The 15,435-nt window shown below is 71.1% G+C and carries 14 protein-coding genes and 2 tRNA genes; 8 read left to right on the forward strand and 8 right to left on the reverse strand.

Features of this window, described 5'->3' with window-relative positions; all coding sequences use genetic code 11:
• Positions 1-10: 10 nt before the first annotated feature.
• From IO30_RS0119990 to IO30_RS0120005, 4 genes are all read left to right on the forward strand, one after another.
• Positions 11-721, forward strand: coding sequence for a M50 family metallopeptidase (locus tag IO30_RS0119990; protein ID WP_031144883.1), 711 nt, complete (start codon positions 11-13; stop codon positions 719-721).
• Between the two features lie 53 nt (positions 722-774).
• Positions 775-2,148, forward strand: coding sequence for a 3-phosphoshikimate 1-carboxyvinyltransferase (gene aroA, locus IO30_RS0119995; RefSeq protein WP_031152346.1), 1,374 nt, complete (start codon positions 775-777; stop codon positions 2,146-2,148).
• A gap of 8 nt (positions 2,149-2,156) precedes the next feature.
• Positions 2,157-3,167 carry a ribosome small subunit-dependent GTPase A gene (rsgA, locus tag IO30_RS0120000; RefSeq protein ID WP_031144886.1) on the forward strand — a complete coding sequence of 337 codons (1,011 nt, stop codon included), beginning with the start codon at positions 2,157-2,159 and terminating at the stop codon, positions 3,165-3,167.
• A 132-nt stretch (positions 3,168-3,299) separates the two neighbouring features.
• Positions 3,300-3,623, forward strand: a complete 324-nt coding sequence (locus IO30_RS0120005; RefSeq protein WP_030225858.1) for a DMT family transporter — start codon at positions 3,300-3,302, stop codon at positions 3,621-3,623.
• Here IO30_RS0120005 and IO30_RS0120010 read toward each other — a convergent pair.
• Positions 3,589-4,158: a TetR/AcrR family transcriptional regulator gene (locus IO30_RS0120010; RefSeq protein ID WP_031144887.1), complete on the reverse strand. Its 570-nt coding sequence runs from the start codon at positions 4,156-4,158 to the stop codon at positions 3,589-3,591. The two genes, IO30_RS0120005 and IO30_RS0120010, sit on opposite strands and share 35 nt — an antisense overlap.
• Positions 4,159-4,314: 156 nt before the next feature.
• Here IO30_RS0120010 and hisN point away from each other — a divergent pair, with 156 nt between their 5' ends.
• Both hisN and IO30_RS0120020 read left to right on the forward strand, forming a co-directional pair.
• The gene (gene hisN, locus IO30_RS0120015; protein ID WP_031144888.1) at positions 4,315-5,118 is read left to right on the forward strand and encodes a histidinol-phosphatase; all 804 of its coding nucleotides are present in this window, start codon (positions 4,315-4,317) and stop codon (positions 5,116-5,118) included.
• Between the two features lie 174 nt (positions 5,119-5,292).
• Positions 5,293-5,685 (forward strand): CBS domain-containing protein, encoded by a 393-nt coding sequence (locus tag IO30_RS0120020; protein ID WP_031144889.1) that lies wholly within the window; start codon positions 5,293-5,295, stop codon positions 5,683-5,685.
• A gap of 88 nt (positions 5,686-5,773) precedes the next feature.
• Here IO30_RS0120020 and IO30_RS0120025 read toward each other — a convergent pair whose 3' ends face one another.
• Complete coding sequence (locus IO30_RS0120025; RefSeq protein ID WP_031144891.1) at positions 5,774-7,243, reverse strand: catalase; 1,470 nt, start codon at positions 7,241-7,243, stop codon at positions 5,774-5,776.
• Between the two features lie 130 nt (positions 7,244-7,373).
• Between IO30_RS0120025 and IO30_RS0120030 the strand changes: the two genes are divergently transcribed.
• The gene (locus IO30_RS0120030) at positions 7,374-7,790 is read left to right on the forward strand and encodes a Fur family transcriptional regulator (RefSeq protein ID WP_031144892.1); all 417 of its coding nucleotides are present in this window, start codon (positions 7,374-7,376) and stop codon (positions 7,788-7,790) included.
• 146 nt (positions 7,791-7,936) lie between these two features.
• Here the strand turns inward: IO30_RS0120030 and IO30_RS0120035 are convergent.
• The 4 genes from IO30_RS0120035 to IO30_RS0120050 all read right to left on the reverse strand — a co-directional run bounded on the left by IO30_RS0120035 (position 7,937) and on the right by IO30_RS0120050 (position 13,161).
• Positions 7,937-8,010 (reverse strand) — tRNA-Met (locus IO30_RS0120035).
• 81 nt (positions 8,011-8,091) lie between these two features.
• On the reverse strand, positions 8,092-9,939 hold the full coding sequence (locus tag IO30_RS0120040) for a tetratricopeptide repeat protein (RefSeq protein ID WP_031144893.1): 1,848 nt from the start codon (positions 9,937-9,939) through the stop codon (positions 8,092-8,094).
• A 201-nt stretch (positions 9,940-10,140) separates the two neighbouring features.
• Positions 10,141-10,214 (reverse strand) — tRNA-Met (locus IO30_RS0120045).
• 61 nt (positions 10,215-10,275) lie between these two features.
• Complete coding sequence (locus tag IO30_RS0120050; protein WP_078903703.1) at positions 10,276-13,161, reverse strand: UPF0182 family membrane protein; 2,886 nt, start codon at positions 13,159-13,161, stop codon at positions 10,276-10,278.
• Between the two features lie 128 nt (positions 13,162-13,289).
• Here IO30_RS0120050 and IO30_RS0120055 point away from each other — a divergent pair, with 128 nt between their 5' ends.
• Positions 13,290-13,859, forward strand: coding sequence for a PPA1309 family protein (locus IO30_RS0120055; protein ID WP_199920969.1), 570 nt, complete (start codon positions 13,290-13,292; stop codon positions 13,857-13,859).
• A gap of 40 nt (positions 13,860-13,899) precedes the next feature.
• On the opposite strand, the gene IO30_RS0120060 is transcribed toward IO30_RS0120055, so the two are convergent.
• Positions 13,900-14,991 carry a YlbL family protein gene (locus IO30_RS0120060; RefSeq protein ID WP_031144897.1) on the reverse strand — a complete coding sequence of 364 codons (1,092 nt, stop codon included), beginning with the start codon at positions 14,989-14,991 and terminating at the stop codon, positions 13,900-13,902.
• A gap of 115 nt (positions 14,992-15,106) precedes the next feature.
• Positions 15,107-15,304, reverse strand: coding sequence for a hypothetical protein (locus tag IO30_RS0120065; RefSeq protein ID WP_031144898.1), 198 nt, complete (start codon positions 15,302-15,304; stop codon positions 15,107-15,109).
• Between the last annotated feature and the right edge of the window lie 131 nt (positions 15,305-15,435).

Raw genomic sequence — 15,435 nt, forward strand, 5'->3', positions numbered from 1 at the left:
CCGCCACTTCATGGACAGCACGACGGCCGGCCTGTGGGACCGGCTCACGGGCATACAGACGGCCCCCGAGCAGTGGCTGGTGATCGCGACCGCGCTGGTCGCGCTGGCTGCCGTGGGGCCCCGCCCGCTGTGGCGGATCTCGCGCAACGCCGTGACCATCGCGCACGAGGGCGGGCACGGTCTGCTGGCGCTGCTGACCGGCCGGCGCCTGGACGGGATACGGCTGCACTCCGACACCAGCGGGGTCACCGTCAGCCGCGGACGCCCCACCGGGCCCGGGATGATCCTGACCGCCGCCGCCGGGTACACCGCGCCCTCGCTGCTGGGGCTGGGCGGGGCGGCGCTGCTGTCGGCGCACCGGATCACCCTGCTCCTGTGGGCGGCGACCGCCCTGCTGCTGGTGATGCTGGTGATGATCCGCAACGCCTACGGCGCCCTCACCGTGGTCCTGACCGGCGGAACCTTCCTGCTGGTCTCCTGGCTGGCGCCGGCCGAGGTACAGGCCGTGTTCGCGTACGCGGTGGTGTGGTTCCTGCTGCTCGGCGGGGTCCGGCCGGTCTTCGAGCTCCAGGCCAAGCGGCGGCACGGCGGGGCTCCTGATTCCGACGCCGACCAGCTGGGACGTCTCACGCACGTCCACCCGGTGGTGTGGCTGATCCTCTTCCACGTCGTCGCACTGTGCTCCCTGATCGGCGGCGGGCGCTGGCTGCTCGGCTTCTGAGACGGGGCCGCGATCAAGATCTGTGGCCATGGGAAGCCACTAAAGTGGGGGCCATGACCGAGACCCCCGCGCTCCCCGTCCTCTGGCCCGCCCCGACCGCCGACACCGCCGTCCACGCCACCGTCACCGTGCCGGGTTCCAAGTCGGTCACCAACCGCGCGCTCGTCCTGGCCGCCCTGGCCTCGGAGCCGGGCTGGGTGCGCCGTCCGCTGCGCTCGCGCGACTCCCAGCTGATGTCGGACGCGCTGCGCGCGATGGGCGTGGGCATCGAGGAGACCGTCTCCTCCAGCTCCGCGGGCGAGGGCGCGAGCGGTGAGGCCTGGCGGGTCATCCCCGCCGCCCTGCACGGCCCGACGACCGTGGACGTCGGCAACGCGGGCACGGTCATGCGCTTCCTGCCGCCCGTCGCCACCCTCGCCGACGGCGACATCCGCTTCGACGGCGACCCGCGGTCCTACGAGCGCCCGCTGGGCCAGGTCATCACCGCGCTGCGCACCCTCGGCGCCCGGATCGACGACGACGGCCGCGGCGCGCTGCCGCTGACCGTCCAGGGCGGCGGGGCCCTGGAGGGCGGCACGGTCGAGATCGACGCCTCCAACTCCTCGCAGTTCGTCTCCGCGCTGCTGCTCTCCGCCCCGCGCTTCAACCAGGGCGTCGAGGTCCGGCACGTGGGCGGCAACCTGCCCTCGATGCCGCACATCCGGATGACGGTGGAGATGCTGCGCGCGGCGGGCGCCCAGGTGGACACCCCCGAGGCGGGCGGCGAGAAGGACGTGTGGCGGGTCGCCCCCGGCGCGCTGCTGGGCCGCGACATGGTGGTGGAGCCGGATCTCTCCAACGCCCAGCCCTTCATGGCCGCCGCCCTGATCACCGGCGGTACGGTCACCATCCCGGACTGGCCGCGCCGCACCACCCAGCCCGGTGACGCGCTGCGCCGGATCTTCACCGAGATGGGCGGCTCCTGCGAGCTGACCGACGACGGCCTGGTCTTCACCGGCACCGGCAAGATCCACGGCATCGACGTGGACCTGAGCGAGGTCGGCGAGCTCACCCCGGGCATCGCCGCGGTCGCGGCGCTGGCCGATTCGGAGTCCGTCCTGCGCGGGGTCGCGCACCTGCGGCTGCACGAGACGGACCGGCTGGCCGCCCTGACCCGGGAGATCAACGCGCTCGGCGGCGACGTCACCGAGACCGCGGACGGTCTGCACATCCGGCCGCGCCCGCTGCACGGCGGCACCTTCCACACGTACGACGACCACCGGATGGCCACCGCGGGCGCGGTGATCGGCCTGGCGGTGCAGGACGTGATGATCGAGAACGTGGCGACCACCGCGAAGACCCTCCCGGACTTCCCGGCGATGTGGACGGACATGCTCGCCGGGGACGGCGGGCCCGCGGCGGCCCCCGTAGCGGGTGCGGGAGCGTAGGGCCCGTCATGCGCAGGTACGGCAAGCACACCGACGAGGACGACATCCGCCAGCGGCCCAACCCCAAGGGCAACCGGCCGCGGACGAACATCCGGCCCAAGCACGAGGACGCCTCCGAGGGCTTCGTCCTCACCGTCGACCGGGGCCGGCTGACCTGCCTGGTCGGGGACCGCACGGTGCACGCCATGAAGTCCAGGGAGCTGGGCCGCAAGGCGGCGGTGGTCGGTGACCAGGTCTGGATCGTCGGCGACCTCTCCGGCAAGAAGGACACCCTGGCCCGGATCGTACGGATCGAGGAGCGCAAGTCCGTCCTGCGGCGCACCGCCGACGACGACGACCCGTACGAGCGCGTGGTCGTCGCCAACGCCGACCAGCTGGCCATCGTCACGGCCCTGGCGGACCCGGAGCCCCGGCCCCGGATGATCGACCGCTGCCTGGTGGCGGCGTACGACGCCGGGCTGGAGCCGCTGCTGGTGCTCACCAAGTCCGATCTGACCTCCGCCGACAAGATCCTGGAGATCTACTCCACCTTCGGCCTGAACTACGTCGTCACCAACCGCGAGGAACTCGCGACGGGCGACGCCGCCGACCGGGTGCGGGAGCGGCTGAACGGCCGGATCACCGCCTTCGTGGGCCACTCGGGCGTGGGCAAGACCACCCTGGTCAACTCGCTGGTCGCCGAGGGCCGCCAGCGCGCCACCGGTCACGTCAACGCGGTGACCGGCCGCGGCCGGCACACCACCACCTCGGCGCTGGCCCTGCCGCTGCCGGGCGGCGACGGCTGGGTCATCGACACCCCGGGCGTGCGCTCCTTCGGGCTGCACCACGTGGATCCCTCCCGGGTGATCCTGGCCTTCCCCGACCTGGTGCCGGGCACGGAGGGCTGCCCGCGCGCGTGCAGCCACGACGAGACGGACTGTGCGCTCGACGCGTGGGTGGAGGACGGCCACGCGGACCCGGCGCGGCTGTACTCGCTGCGGCGGCTGCTCCAGACGCGCGAACGCCGCGAGGGCGACTGACCCGTCCGGCGCCGCACCGCGGGGTTTGCGGAGGGCCGCGGCTGGTAAATGGATAGTCGCACCAAGTGGCGCGCAGGTTCAGGCCGGACGTCGGGCCCAGACCGTGTCACGTGACGCGGGGAGGCATTCGACATGGCGTGGCTGCTCGTCGTGGTCGCGGGAATCCTGGAGACCGGCTTCGCGGTCTGCCTCAAGCTGTCCCACGGCTTCACCCGGCTGTGGCCGACCATCGCCTTCGCGTGCTTCGCCCTCGGCAGCTTCGGCCTGCTGACCCTGGCGCTCAAGAAGCTGGACGTGGGTCCCGCGTACGCAGTGTGGACGGGCATCGGGGCGGCCGGGACGGCGATCTACGGCATGGTCTTCCTCGGGGACCTCGTCTCCACCCTCAAGCTCGTGTCCATCTCGCTGGTCATCCTGGGGGTCATCGGGCTCCAGCTGTCCGGCTCCGCGCACTGAACGGCCGCAGCAGCTCGGCGAGCGCGGGCCCGGCGGGGCCCTCCGGCGGGGCTATCACGTAGGAGAGCGCGAGCCGGACGGCGAGTTCGCACCGCTGCGGCCCCTCCCCCGGCGTCAGGGCCGCGGCCGCCCGGTCCCGTACCTCGCGGGCCAGCTGCCCGGGCCCCTGCGGGCCGCCGCCCGGCCGCGCGGACGGGCCCGGGGCGGGCAGGGCGGTGTTCCAGGCCCCGGTGAGCAGGGCCCGTACGAGGGGCTGCGCGCGGGCCGCGCGTACGGTCCATTCGGCGACGGCCAGGAGCCGCTCGGCGGTCGTGGCCGGGCTGCCCAGGGCGCGGTCCACCCCGTCGAGGTACCGGTCGGCCTCGCGCCGGACCAGGGCCCGGCCGAGGCCCGCCTTGCCGCCGAACTCGTTGTAGAGGGTCTGGCGGGACACCCCGGCGGCCGCCGCGACCTCGACCATCCGCACCGCGGGCCAGGGGCGGGCGGTCAGCGCGGCTGCGGCCGCTTCCAGCAAGGACTCCCGGGCTTCCGGCATCGTCGCCTCCCCACTGGCCTGGCCGCTGGGCTCCTCCCGCCAGAGTTGACGGGGCGCCAGATCCTGTCAAGGGCGCATCCGTCGGTGAGGGGCGCGTTCCGGCCGCACTGTGGACCGCACTGGTAGGGGGTGCGGGAGTCTCGATAGTGTTCGGCTATGCCCGCATATGACGATGATCTGCGCCTTGCCCTCGAACTCGCCGACGCGGCCGACGCCGTCACGATGCAGCGGTTCCGCGCCCTCGACCTGGTGGTCGAGACGAAGCCGGACATGACTCCGGTGAGCGAGGCGGACAAGGCCGCCGAGGAGGCGGTCCGCGCCGGGATCGAGGCCGCGCGCCCCGGTGACGCGATCCTGGGCGAGGAGTACGGGCTCAAGGGCAGCGGTCCGCGCCGCTGGGTGGTGGACCCGATCGACGGCACGAAGAACTACGTGCGCGGGGTCCCCGTCTGGGCGACGCTCATCTCCCTGATGGCCGAGGGCCCGGACGGGGTCTTCGAGCCCGTCGTCGGTGTGGTGTCGGCGCCGGCCCTCGGCCGCCGCTGGTGGGCCACCCGGGGCGGGGGCGCGTACGCGGGCGGGGCGCTCGGTGCGACCACGGAGATCGGCGTGTCCAAGGTGGCGGGGCTGGGAGACGCCTCGTTCGCCTATTCCTCGCTGGGCGGCTGGGAGGAGCAGGGCCGGCTGGCCGGCTTCCTGGACCTGACCCGTGCGTGCTGGCGCACCCGCGGCTACGGCGACTTCTGGCCGTACATGATGGTGGCGGAGGGCTCCCTGGACCTGTGCGCCGAGCCGGAGCTGAACCTGTGGGACATGGCTGCCATCGCGGTCGTGGTGCAGGAGGCGGGCGGCCGTTTCACCAGCCTGGACGGGGTGGACGGGGTGCACGGCGGGAACGCGGCGGCGTCGAACGGGCTGCTGCACGAGGAGATGCTGGAGCACCTGCGCCCGCGCGCCTGACGGTGGCCGGGGTGCGCTGCCGTGCCCGGTGCGGCGGATGCGCCCCCTTACGCGCTCCTTGCTGGCCCCCCGCGTCCGTGGGAATCTGAGGATCCCCCCGCTTGTGCGCTTGTGAACGTCTTCTCAAGTGCACCCACCCAAGCGGCGGGACTCACCCAGGAGGTGGCTCTCTTCATGCTCGTCCGTGACGCCATGAGCACCGTGATCCTCACCCTCGGACCCGCGCACACCCTCCGGCAGGCGGCCTGCCTGATGTCCGGCCGGCGCGTCGGCGCAGCCGTCGTCCTCGACCCCGACCACAGCGGGATCGGCATCCTGACCGAGCGCGACATCCTCAACTCGATCGGCGCGGGCCACGACCCGGACCGGGAGTCCGTGGGCGCGCACACGACCAACAACGTGGTGTTCTGCACGCCGGACGCCACCTTGCAGGACGCCGCCGAGGCCATGGCCCACGGCGGTTTCCGGCATCTGATCGTGCTGGAGCACGGGGGCCCGGTGGGCATCGTCTCCGTACGCGACATCATCCGCTGCTGGGTCCCGGCACGGCGCACCGTATCGGCCTGAGCCCCGGGCGCAGGGCGCGCACGACGACGGGCCGCAACCCTCCGAGGAGGGTTGCGGCCCGTCGTCCTGCTACGGCAAGCAGTCCGGATCAGCCGCGGAGGGCCTGGACCGCGGCCTCCAGCCGCTTGCCGAAGTCACCGTCCGCCTGGCGGAAGTTGTTGATCGCGCGCTCGACTATGTCGTCACGGGAGACCTTGGCGATGAAGCCGGACAGGTTCTCGATCAGACGGGACTTCTCGTCCTCGGAGTACAGGCGGTAGAGGTTGCCCGCCTGGACGAAGTCGTTGTCCTCGCTGTGGACCGGCGCGGCGTGGTTGCCGGTGCCGCCGGTCACCGGGGTGGAGACCCACAGCGGGCGGTCCGTCTGGTGCGGGCCGCCGAAGCTGTTCGGCTCGTAGTTCTTCGCACCCTTGTGGCGCCCGTCGTACAGGTAGCCGTCGCGGGAGTTGGTGCGCGCCTCGGTGGCGTGCGGACGGTTCACCGGCAGGTGGTCGGCGTTGATGCCGACGCGGTAGCGGTGGGCGTCGCCGTAGCCGAAGAGACGGCCCTGGAGCATCTTGTCCGGGGACGGACCGATGCCGGGGACGAAGTGCGCGGGGCTGAAGATGCTCTGCTCGACCTCGGCGAAGACGTTCTCCGGGTTCCGGTTGAGCTCCAGCTTGCCGATCTCGATCGGCGGGTAGTCCTCGTGCGGCCACACCTTGGTGAGGTCGAACGGGTTGAAGCGGTACTCGGCCGCCTCGGCCGCCGGCATGATCTGCACCTGCACGGTCCAGCTCGGGAACTCGCCGCGCTCGATGGACTCGCGCAGGTCGCGCTGGTGGGAGTCGGGGTCCTCACCGGCGAGCTGGTTGGCCTCGGCCTGGGTGAGGTTCTTGATGCCCTGGTCGGTCTTGAAGTGGTACTTGACCCAGAAGACCTCGCCGGCCTCGTTGTTCCACTGGAACGTGTGCGAGCCGTAGCCGTTCATGTGGCGGTAGGTCGCCGGGATGCCGCGGTCACCGAAGAGCCAGGTCACCTGGTGGGTCGACTCGGGGCTCAGGCCCCAGAAGTCCCACACGTTGTCGGCTTCCTGCGAGCCCGTGTACGGGTCGCGCTTCTGGGTGTGGATGAAGTCCGGGAACTTGATGGCGTCCTTGATGAAGAACACCGGGGTGTTGTTGCCGACGAGGTCGTAGTTGCCCTCTTCGGTGTAGAACTTCAGGGCCCAGCCGCGGGGGTCGCGGACCGCGTCGGCGCTGCCGAGGTTGCCCGCAACGGTGGAGAAGCGCAGGAACGTTTCGGTCTGCTTGCCGACCTCGGACAGGAACGCGGCGCGCGTCCACTGCGAGACGTCGCGCGTCAGCGTGAACGTGCCGTAGGCGCCGGCGCCACGGGCGTGCACCACGCGCTCCGGGATGCGCTCACGGTTGAAGTGGGCGAGCTTCTCGAGGAGGAGCTGGTCCTGGACCAGAACCGGGCCGCCGAGGCCGGCGGTCTCGCTGTTCTGGTTGTCAGCGACCGGAGCTCCGGCCTCCGTGGTGAGCGGTCCCTGCGTCACGTGCGCCTCCTGCGTCATTCCTGCATGTCCTGTCCTTGGCCAGTGCCGTATCCGATCCTACGATGGACTTTGTCTAAGTCAAGTGGTCATCCAATTCGACACCGGTTCGGGAGTTACACCGAGTCCCCACGCTGTTAGGCTGGCGTCCATGAGTGACCTGCTGGAACGACTTCGCGGACGCGGATGGCGCATGACCGCACAGCGGCGTGTCGTGGCCGAGGTGCTCGACGGTGACCACGTTCACCTGACGGCAGACGAGGTGCACGCGCGCGCTGTGGCCAAACTGCCGGAGATCTCCCGCGCGACCGTCTACAACACCCTGGGCGAGCTCGTCACCCTCGGCGAGGTCCTGGAGGTGTCCACGGACCGCCGCGCCAAGCGGTACGACCCGAACGCCCACAGGCCCCACCAGCACCTGGTGTGCGCCCAGTGCGGCGCGATCCGCGACGTCCACCCGGCGGGCAACCCGCTGGCCGACCTGCCCGACACCGAACGCTTCGGCTTCGTGGTCTCGGCGGTCGAGGTGACCTACCGCGGGGTCTGCCCGAACTGCGCAGCCGCCTGAGGCACCCTGAGACATACAGAGAAGGCCGGGAGCCATGGCTCCCGGCCTTCTTCCGTCTTCTTCCGCCCCGTCCCGGCACTTCACCGTTTCGGCACTGCAAACGACTCGAGGCCCGGATCCATGGGATCCGGGCCTCGGGCCTTCAGTAGCGGGGACAGGATTTGAACCTGCGACCTCTGGGTTATGAGCCCAGCGAGCTACCGAGCTGCTCCACCCCGCGTCGGTAAACCCGACTGTACGTGAGGGTCCGCGGCAGATGCAAATCGGTTAACGGCCAGGTCCCGGCGGCCCTGCGCCGGGATCAGGCCGACAGTTCCTCGGCCAGGGCCTCGCGCAGCCGGGCCGCTCGCTCGGAGACCTCCGCCGGGCCGAGCTCCATGGCCCGCACGCACCACTTCTGGCCCTCCGCGAGGTCGCCGTGGCGCGCCGCGAGCAGTCCCAGCCGCAGGGCCGCCCGCCCGTGACCGGCCACGGCCGCGCGGGTCCACCACAGGGCCGCCTCGGGCTCGCTCCCCTCGCGGGCCAGCAGCAGCCCGAGGTTGAAGGCGCCGTTGCGGGACCCGGCCTCCGCGGCCTCCCGGTACCAGCGCGCGGCGAGGGCCAGATCGCCCCGGGCGGCGGCCAGCATGCCGACGCGGACCTGCGCGCGCCGGTGTCCCAGCTCGGCCGCCCGCTCGTACCACTCCTCGCTCTCGGTCCGCGGGGCACCGCCCACCGGCTCGCCCAGCGCCACCGGCTCCGCGGGCGGGGCCAGCGACTCCAGCAGCGAGGCGAGGCGGAACGCGGCCTCCGCGCTCCCGCCGCCCGCCGCGCACCTCAGGTGCCGTTCGGCGGCCCGCTCCTCGCCGTCGCGCACGAGCGCGATCCCGACCTGGAGCGCCGCGTCCGTGTGGCCGGCCGATGCGGCCCGCTCGTACCACTTCAGCGCCGTCCGGTCCTCGTCGCGGCTGGCGAAGAGGATCCCGAGGTTGAAGGCGGCGTCCACGCTGCCCGCCTCGGCGGCCTTGGAGAACCACGGCTCCGCGCCGGCCGCGTCCCCGCCCTGGAGGAGCAGGATCGCGAGCGCGTTGGCCGCCTCGCGGTGCCCGGCATAGGCCGCGCGCCGGTACCACTGCTCGGCCTGCGCGGTCCGCTCCTGTGCGACGCACAGCAGAGCAAGGTTGTACGCCCCGTTCTGGTCGCCCGCGTCCATAGCGGCGCGGTACCAGCGCTCGGCGGTCTGGGTCTCCCCGCGGGCGGCGTGCAGCGCGCCCAGGGCGTTGGCCGCGTTCGCGTCACCGTCCTGGGCGGCCCGGTGCCACCACGCGGCCGCGTTGTCCTCGTCCCCGGCGTCGCGCAGCAGGAAGCCCAGCGCGCACGCGGCGCGGGCCTCCCCCTGCTTGGCCGAGGTCAGGTACCAGCGTCCGGCCTCCTTGAGCTCCCCGCGCGCCTCCAGCAGGGCGCCCAGGTGCAGCGCGGCCCGGCGGTGCCCGCGGGCGGCGGCCTGCCGGTACCACTGCTCGGCCTCGACGGGGTCGCCCTTGCGCAGGTGCCGCGCCAGCCGGTACGCGGCTTCGCGGTGCCCCTGCTCCGCGGCGGCGCGGAACCACCGCTCGACGCCCTTGTCACCCCGGTGTTCCAGCAGGTCGGCCAGCCCGTACGCACCCAGCGCATGGCCGGATTCCGCCGCCTGGCGGAGCCAGTACTCGGCGGCGGGCTCGTCCCCGCGCTCGCGGAAGTGGCGGCCCAGGGCGTGCGCGGCCGGTGCGGACCCGGCCACGGCGGCGACCCGCCACCAGCCGGCGGCCTCGTCGGGGTAGCCCCGCTGGTGCAGCAGCACGCCGAGGTTGTTCGCGGCGGCACGGTCCCCTTCGCCGGTGGCCCCGCGCAGGTAGGGCTCGGCCCCGGCCAGGTCGCCGCGACGCAGCAGCAGCGCGCCGAGCACGCTCATGGCACCGGGGTCGCCCTTGTCGGCGGCCACCCGGTGGCGCGCCTCCAGCTCGGCATCGCTCGCCGTATCGGTCTCGGCGAACATCTCCTGCGCGAAATCCGCATCGGTCAGCACGGTCTGCGCGTTGACAACGGGAGCCGTCTCATCGGCGCCCGTACCCGGCTCCGCCTCCGCCCTCACAAACCGCCCTGTCTCCAGCAGAGTTGACCTGTCCCCCATAAATCCCATCGTCGCATCACCTGCTACCCGCGTACACCTGGTATGTCGCAGTCAGTGAGGTCACTACAGCGTTTTGTCGACATGCCCACAGAGAGACAAGTCAAACACGCTCCTACCCCAACTCACCCTCCCTAGCTACCGCGTGTCCGCTCCGGACATGACGAAGGCCCGGATCCCATGGATCCGGGCCTTCATCTTCAGTAGCGGGGACAGGATTTGAACCTGCGACCTCTGGGTTATGAGCCCAGCGAGCTACCGAGCTGCTCCACCCCGCGTCGGTGAAACCACAGTATCACGACGCGAGAGGGAGCCCTTACCGATGGTGCCGACGGGCCGCTAGCCGCCCGGGCTGGGCGTCGGCGTCAGCTTCGCCTCCGCGTCGATCGCCCGCTTCAGCGCCGCCTTGATGTCCTCCTGAGCCTTGCCGAAGGCCGCCCAGTCTCCGGCCTGCCGGGCCTTCTCGGCCTCCTCGACGGCCTTCTGCGCGTCACCGAGGGCCGCCTTGACCGTCGGGTCGGTGCTGGACGGCGGGGGCGTGGTGGTGCCCTCGCCCGGCGGGGTCGTCGTCGGCGGCGGGGTGCTCGGGGCCGAGGCTCCGAAGACCACGTCCAGCGCCTTCTCCAGGGTGTCCTCGAAGGCCACCTGGCCGCCGTAGGTCACCAGCACCTTGCGCAGCAGCGGGTACTTCACGCCGCCGCCGCGCACGTACACCGGCTCGACGTTGAGCATGCCGCCGTCGAGGGGGATCGTGAGCAGGTTGCCGTACTCGACCTGGGAATCGCCCCGGCTCAGGATGTTGATCTCCTGGGCGATCTCCGGCTTGGAGTTGAACTTGCTCTGGACCAGCTTGGGACCGTCGACCGGATTGCTCGTCGGCAGCTTCAGGACGCGGATCTTCCCGTAGTCCGCCGTGCCCGGGTCCGCGTTGACCGCCATGAAGGCGCTCAGGTTGTCGCGGCCGTTCGGAGTGAAGGTGGTGGTCAGGGAGAAGACCTGGTCCTTCTCCTTCTGGTCCGGCATCTTCATCGACAGGTAGTACGGGGGAACCGCGTTGCCCGCCTTGGTGGTCGGGTCGTCCGGGACGGACCACGCCTCGCTGCCGCTGAGGAAGGTCTGCGCGTCCGTGACGTGGTACCGGGTCAGCAGCTCGCGCTGGACCTTGAAGAGGTCCTGCGGGTAGCGGAGGTGGTCCATGAGCGGCTTGGAGATGTCGCTCTTGGGCTTCACCGTGCCCGGGAACGCCTTCATCCAGGTCTTCAGGACCGGGTCCTCGGTGTCCCACTGGTACAGCTTGACCGTGCCGTCGTATGCGTCGACGGTGGCCTTCACCGAGTTGCGGATGTAGTTGACCTGGTTCTCCTGCGCCACGACCGCGCGCTGGCTGTTGGTCAGCGAGTCCGCGGTGGTGTCACCGAGCGTGGTGCGCGAGGCGTACGGGTAGCCGTTCGTGGTCGTGTAGGCATCGACGATCCACTGGATCCGGCCGTCCACGACCGCCGGGTACGGGGCCCCGTCGATGGTCAGCCACGGGGCGACGGCCTCGACGCGCTCCTTGGGCGTGCGGTTGTACAGGATCCGCGAGCCCTCGCCGATGGCGCCGGAGTAGAGGATCTGCGGCTCGCTGAAGGTGAGCGCGTAGGCCGCCCGGTTGACCGGGTTGTCCAGGCTGACGCCGGAGCCGCCCTGGTAGCTCGTCTCCTTCTCGCCCTTGTCGTCGGAGTAGTCGAGCTCCTTCTGCGGACCGCCGACGATCGAGTACTGCTTCGTCTGCTCGCCGTAGTAGATCTGCTGCTCGAACTTGCCGAGCTCGCCCTTCGACGGCAGGTCCGACTCGATGAAGACCGGGTCGCCGGCCTTGGTGACCTCGGTGCCCTTGGCCGCGACCACGCCGTAACCGTGCGTGTAGCGGAAGTGGTCGTTGATCCAGTTGTTCTTCGGGATGCCCGCGAGGTTCAGCTCGCGCAGACCGATGACCGTGTCCTGACCGTTGTACCGGTCCACCGCCAGGGTGGGCGGGAAGCCGTAGTAGCCCTTGTTCTGCTGGAGCTGCTGGAAGGCCGGGGAGACGATGTTCGGGTCGAGGAGGCGGATGCTCGCCGTGCTGTTGGCATCGGCCCGCAGCTTGTTCTTGTCCGCGTTCGCCGGTGCGGCGCCCGCGTAGTCGTCGACCTTGGTGTCCGCGATCCCGTAGGCGTCACGCGTCGCCTTGATGTTCTTGTCGACGTACGGGGACTCCTTGGCCTGCTCGTTCGGCTGGACCTGGAACTTCTGCACGATCGCCGGGTACAGCCCGCCGATCAGGATCGCCGAGAGCACCATCAGGCCGAAGCCGATCACCGGCAGCTGCCAGGTGCGGCGCCACAGCGTCGCGAAGAACAGCACGGCGCAGATCGCGGCGATCGCGACGAGGATCGTCTTGGCCGGCAGGTACGCGTTCGCGTCCACGTAGCGCAGGCCGGTCCAGTTGTCCGCCGCCTTGAAGTCGCTGGACTTCACCGCGAGGCCGTAGCGGTCGAGCCAGTAGGCGACCGCCTTGAGCGTGACGAAGAGGCCGAGCAGGACCGACAGGTGTCCGGTCGCCGCGGCGGTGGCCCGGGCGCCCGGGCTGGTCACGCGCAGTCCGCCGTACAGGTAGTGCACGACGGCCGCGGCGATCACCGACAGCACGACCGCGGCGAAGCCGAAGCCGAGCAGGAAGCGGTACCAGGGCAGGTCGAAGGTGTAGAAGGACACGTCCATGTGGAACTGGGGGTCCTTCTGCCCGAAGGCCACCCCGTTCACGTACAGCAGCCAGGTCTTCCACTGACCGGCCGCCGAGGCGCCCGCGATCAGGCCGACCAGCACGGCGATGCCCAGCAGCAGCCACTTCTTGTACGGGGCGATGCTCATCCGGTACCGGTCGAGGCTCTGCTGCTCCATCGACATCGCGCTGAGCGGCGGCCGCAGCCGGTGCGCCAGCCAGATGTTCAGCCCGACCGCTCCGGCCATCAGCAGGCCGAAGACGGAGAAGAGCCCGATCTTGGTCCACAGGGTGGTGGTGAAGACGGAGGAGTACTTCACGGAACGGAACCAGAGCCAGTCGGTCCAGAAGCCCGCGAACATGATGAAGAGCATGGCCAGGACGGCCAGCACGCCCAAGGTCATGAGGAGAGTGCGGGCACGCCGGGACGGGCGGCCGACTCTCATCCGTGGCCCGGAAGGGCCTCCGCCGCGGTCCGGCATCTGGAAAGCCAAGGTGCGCACCTCGAAAGTCGCTGTCTGGTAATGAACGGGCCCCCGATCGTAGAGCCCACTCATGCAACTTACTGAGGCTTTAGTCAGTTCCCGGTATCCGGCGGAAAGGAGGCAGGATGTTGTCCATGTCCAACCTTTCGCCTTCCCCCGGCACGCCGATGGCGGCCAGCCCGCTGACCCGTGCCTGTCTCGAGATCGACGAGTACGCGGCCGGCCTCGGCTGGGACAAGCCCGCCCGGCTGTTCGCCCTCGTCGACACCGCCCGGCTCAAGAAGCAGGAGCCGCGGCTGGCGGGCCAGCTCGGCCTCGACCAGGACGACGCCGGCAAGTCCTCCCTCACCCCGATCGAGCAGGACGAGGTCCCGGCCGGGACCCCCCTCGACAAGTTCCTCGGCACCATCGCCTGGCCCGACGCGGTCGTCGGCTGCGCGCTGACGGTGGAGCGGCTGATGCTGCCGCCGTCCGCGGAGGCCTCCGTACCGGAGGGCCTGTCCGACAAGCAGCTGGCCAAGTGGGTCGCCGCACACCCCGAGCGCCAGGAGGTCCGCCTCACGGTGGCCGTGCTGCGCGACGGGTCGCGGGAGTCGGCCGTACGGCTGCGGGAGAAGGACTCCTCGACCGAGGTCCTCACCGGCGGCGGCCTGGTGCCCGGGCTGGCCGAGGCACTGGCCGCGACCTTCTCGTAGGGCTGGACGGGGGCAGGGCGCGGGCGGGCGGGGCGGCAGGTCAGGACTTGCTGCTGCACTGCGGCAGCCCGGCCTTGTCCCCCTTGCCGATCTTTTCGAGCGCCTTCGTCGCGTCCTCGATGGTGGAGACCTTCACCAGGGTCAGGCCGTCGGGCACGTCGGCGGCCGCGGCGGCGCAGTTCTCGGCGGGCGTCAGGAAGTACTCGGCGCCGGCCTGGCGGGCGCCGATGGTCTTCATCTGGATGCCGCCGATCGGGCCGACCTTGCCCTTGTCGTCGATGGTTCCGGTCCCCGCGACGAACTTGCCGCCGGTCAGGTCCTCGGGGGTGAGCTTGTCGACGATGCCGAGGGCGAACATCAGGCCGGCGCTCGGGCCGCCGACGTCGGCGAGCTTGATGTCGATCGTGAACGGGAAGGTGTGGTCGTTGCCCGCCCGGATGCCGACGATGGCGTGACCGTCGTCCTCCGCCTTGCCCGCCGTGACGACGACCTTGGTGGATCCGGTGGGCTCCCGCTGGGCCTTCGCCGCCTCGGCCGCCTCCGCGGCGGGGACGACGGTGAACTCGACCGGCTCGCCGGGCTGGTGCTTGGTGACGAGCTTGGCCACGTCCCCGGGGCCGGTGACCGGGGTGCCGTCCACGGCCAGGACCACGTCACCGGCGTGCAGCCGGCCGTCGGCCGGGCCCGCCTTGACCACCGAGGCGACGATCACGCGCGCGGTGACCGGGATGCCGAGCTGCCGCAGGGCCGCCACCTTGGCGCTCTGCTGCGACTGGCTGAACTCCTCGGCGTTCTCCTGGGTCGACTGCTCTTCCGTCTTGCCGTCCGGGTAGAGGTTCTCGTGCGGCACGACGATGTTGTCGCCGGCCAGCCACCCGTACACCGCTTCCAGCAGGTTCATGTCGTAGTCCGCGCCCGTGACGCGGACCGTCGTCATGTTCAGGTGACCGCTGGTCGGGTACGTCTTGCGCCCCGCGATGTTCAGTACCGGCTCGCCGTGCGAGTCGCCGAGCGTGTTCACGGTCGGACCCGGGCTCATCTCGGAATACGGGACCTTCAGGAACACCCCTGCGCAGAGCAGCGCGAACAGCATCAGGGTGGAAGCGAGCATCGTCGCAGTGCGGCGTGGCATGGATCCGACAGTACGGGACGGCCTTGTGGGGCGGCCCCTGGGGCCGGTCCGTACGGGGGCCGTACCCGGCGGGCTCATCGCCCCCGGTGCTCCGGGGGACGTCTCACGGGACGCCTCAGACGGCGTCGGAACCGGAGTGGGCCTCTGCCTTCGCCCTGCCCTGATCGGCCCTGTCCATCGCTTCGCGGAACCTTGCGTAGCCCGCGAGCTCGGATATGTCCCCCTGGGTGCGGTCGCGTGCCGCCCAGCTGCCCCATATCGCCGCTCCGACCGCCGCGAACAGCGGAATCAGCAACCACGCCAGTGACGCCATGGGCGTGCCTCCCTGCCCCGAAAGTACGTGTCGTTGGTGGCTTCAACGCTCGTGCCCGGAAAGGGGTTACGCAAATCGAGGGCGTGTTGCGCGGCCGAACGGGTGCGAGGTTACCCCCTTCCGGGGGGTGA

Origin of the sequence: Streptomyces xanthophaeus (assembly GCF_000725805.1) — a bacterium.
Classification (GTDB): Bacteria; Actinomycetota; Actinomycetes; order Streptomycetales; family Streptomycetaceae; genus Streptomyces; species Streptomyces xanthophaeus.

What these genes read in the sequence shown, in the direction of transcription:
- IO30_RS0119990 (WP_031144883.1), top strand. Translation starts at nt 11, where the DNA reads ATGGACAGCACGACGGCCGGCCTGTGGGACCGGCTCACGGGCATACAG.
- aroA (WP_031152346.1), top strand. Translation starts at nt 775, where the DNA reads ATGACCGAGACCCCCGCGCTCCCCGTCCTCTGGCCCGCCCCGACCGCC.
- rsgA (WP_031144886.1), top strand. Translation starts at nt 2,157, where the DNA reads ATGCGCAGGTACGGCAAGCACACCGACGAGGACGACATCCGCCAGCGG.
- IO30_RS0120005 (WP_030225858.1), top strand. Translation starts at nt 3,300, where the DNA reads ATGGCGTGGCTGCTCGTCGTGGTCGCGGGAATCCTGGAGACCGGCTTC.
- IO30_RS0120010 (WP_031144887.1), bottom strand. Translation starts at nt 4,158, where the DNA reads ATGCCGGAAGCCCGGGAGTCCTTGCTGGAAGCGGCCGCAGCCGCGCTG.
- hisN (WP_031144888.1), top strand. Translation starts at nt 4,315, where the DNA reads ATGCCCGCATATGACGATGATCTGCGCCTTGCCCTCGAACTCGCCGAC.
- IO30_RS0120020 (WP_031144889.1), top strand. Translation starts at nt 5,293, where the DNA reads ATGCTCGTCCGTGACGCCATGAGCACCGTGATCCTCACCCTCGGACCC.
- IO30_RS0120025 (WP_031144891.1), bottom strand. Translation starts at nt 7,243, where the DNA reads ATGACGCAGGAGGCGCACGTGACGCAGGGACCGCTCACCACGGAGGCC.
- IO30_RS0120030 (WP_031144892.1), top strand. Translation starts at nt 7,374, where the DNA reads ATGAGTGACCTGCTGGAACGACTTCGCGGACGCGGATGGCGCATGACC.
- IO30_RS0120040 (WP_031144893.1), bottom strand. Translation starts at nt 9,939, where the DNA reads ATGGGGGACAGGTCAACTCTGCTGGAGACAGGGCGGTTTGTGAGGGCG.
- IO30_RS0120050 (WP_078903703.1), bottom strand. Translation starts at nt 13,161, where the DNA reads ATGCCGGACCGCGGCGGAGGCCCTTCCGGGCCACGGATGAGAGTCGGC.
- IO30_RS0120055 (WP_199920969.1), top strand. Translation starts at nt 13,290, where the DNA reads ATGTTGTCCATGTCCAACCTTTCGCCTTCCCCCGGCACGCCGATGGCG.
- IO30_RS0120060 (WP_031144897.1), bottom strand. Translation starts at nt 14,991, where the DNA reads ATGCCACGCCGCACTGCGACGATGCTCGCTTCCACCCTGATGCTGTTC.
- IO30_RS0120065 (WP_031144898.1), bottom strand. Translation starts at nt 15,304, where the DNA reads ATGGCGTCACTGGCGTGGTTGCTGATTCCGCTGTTCGCGGCGGTCGGA.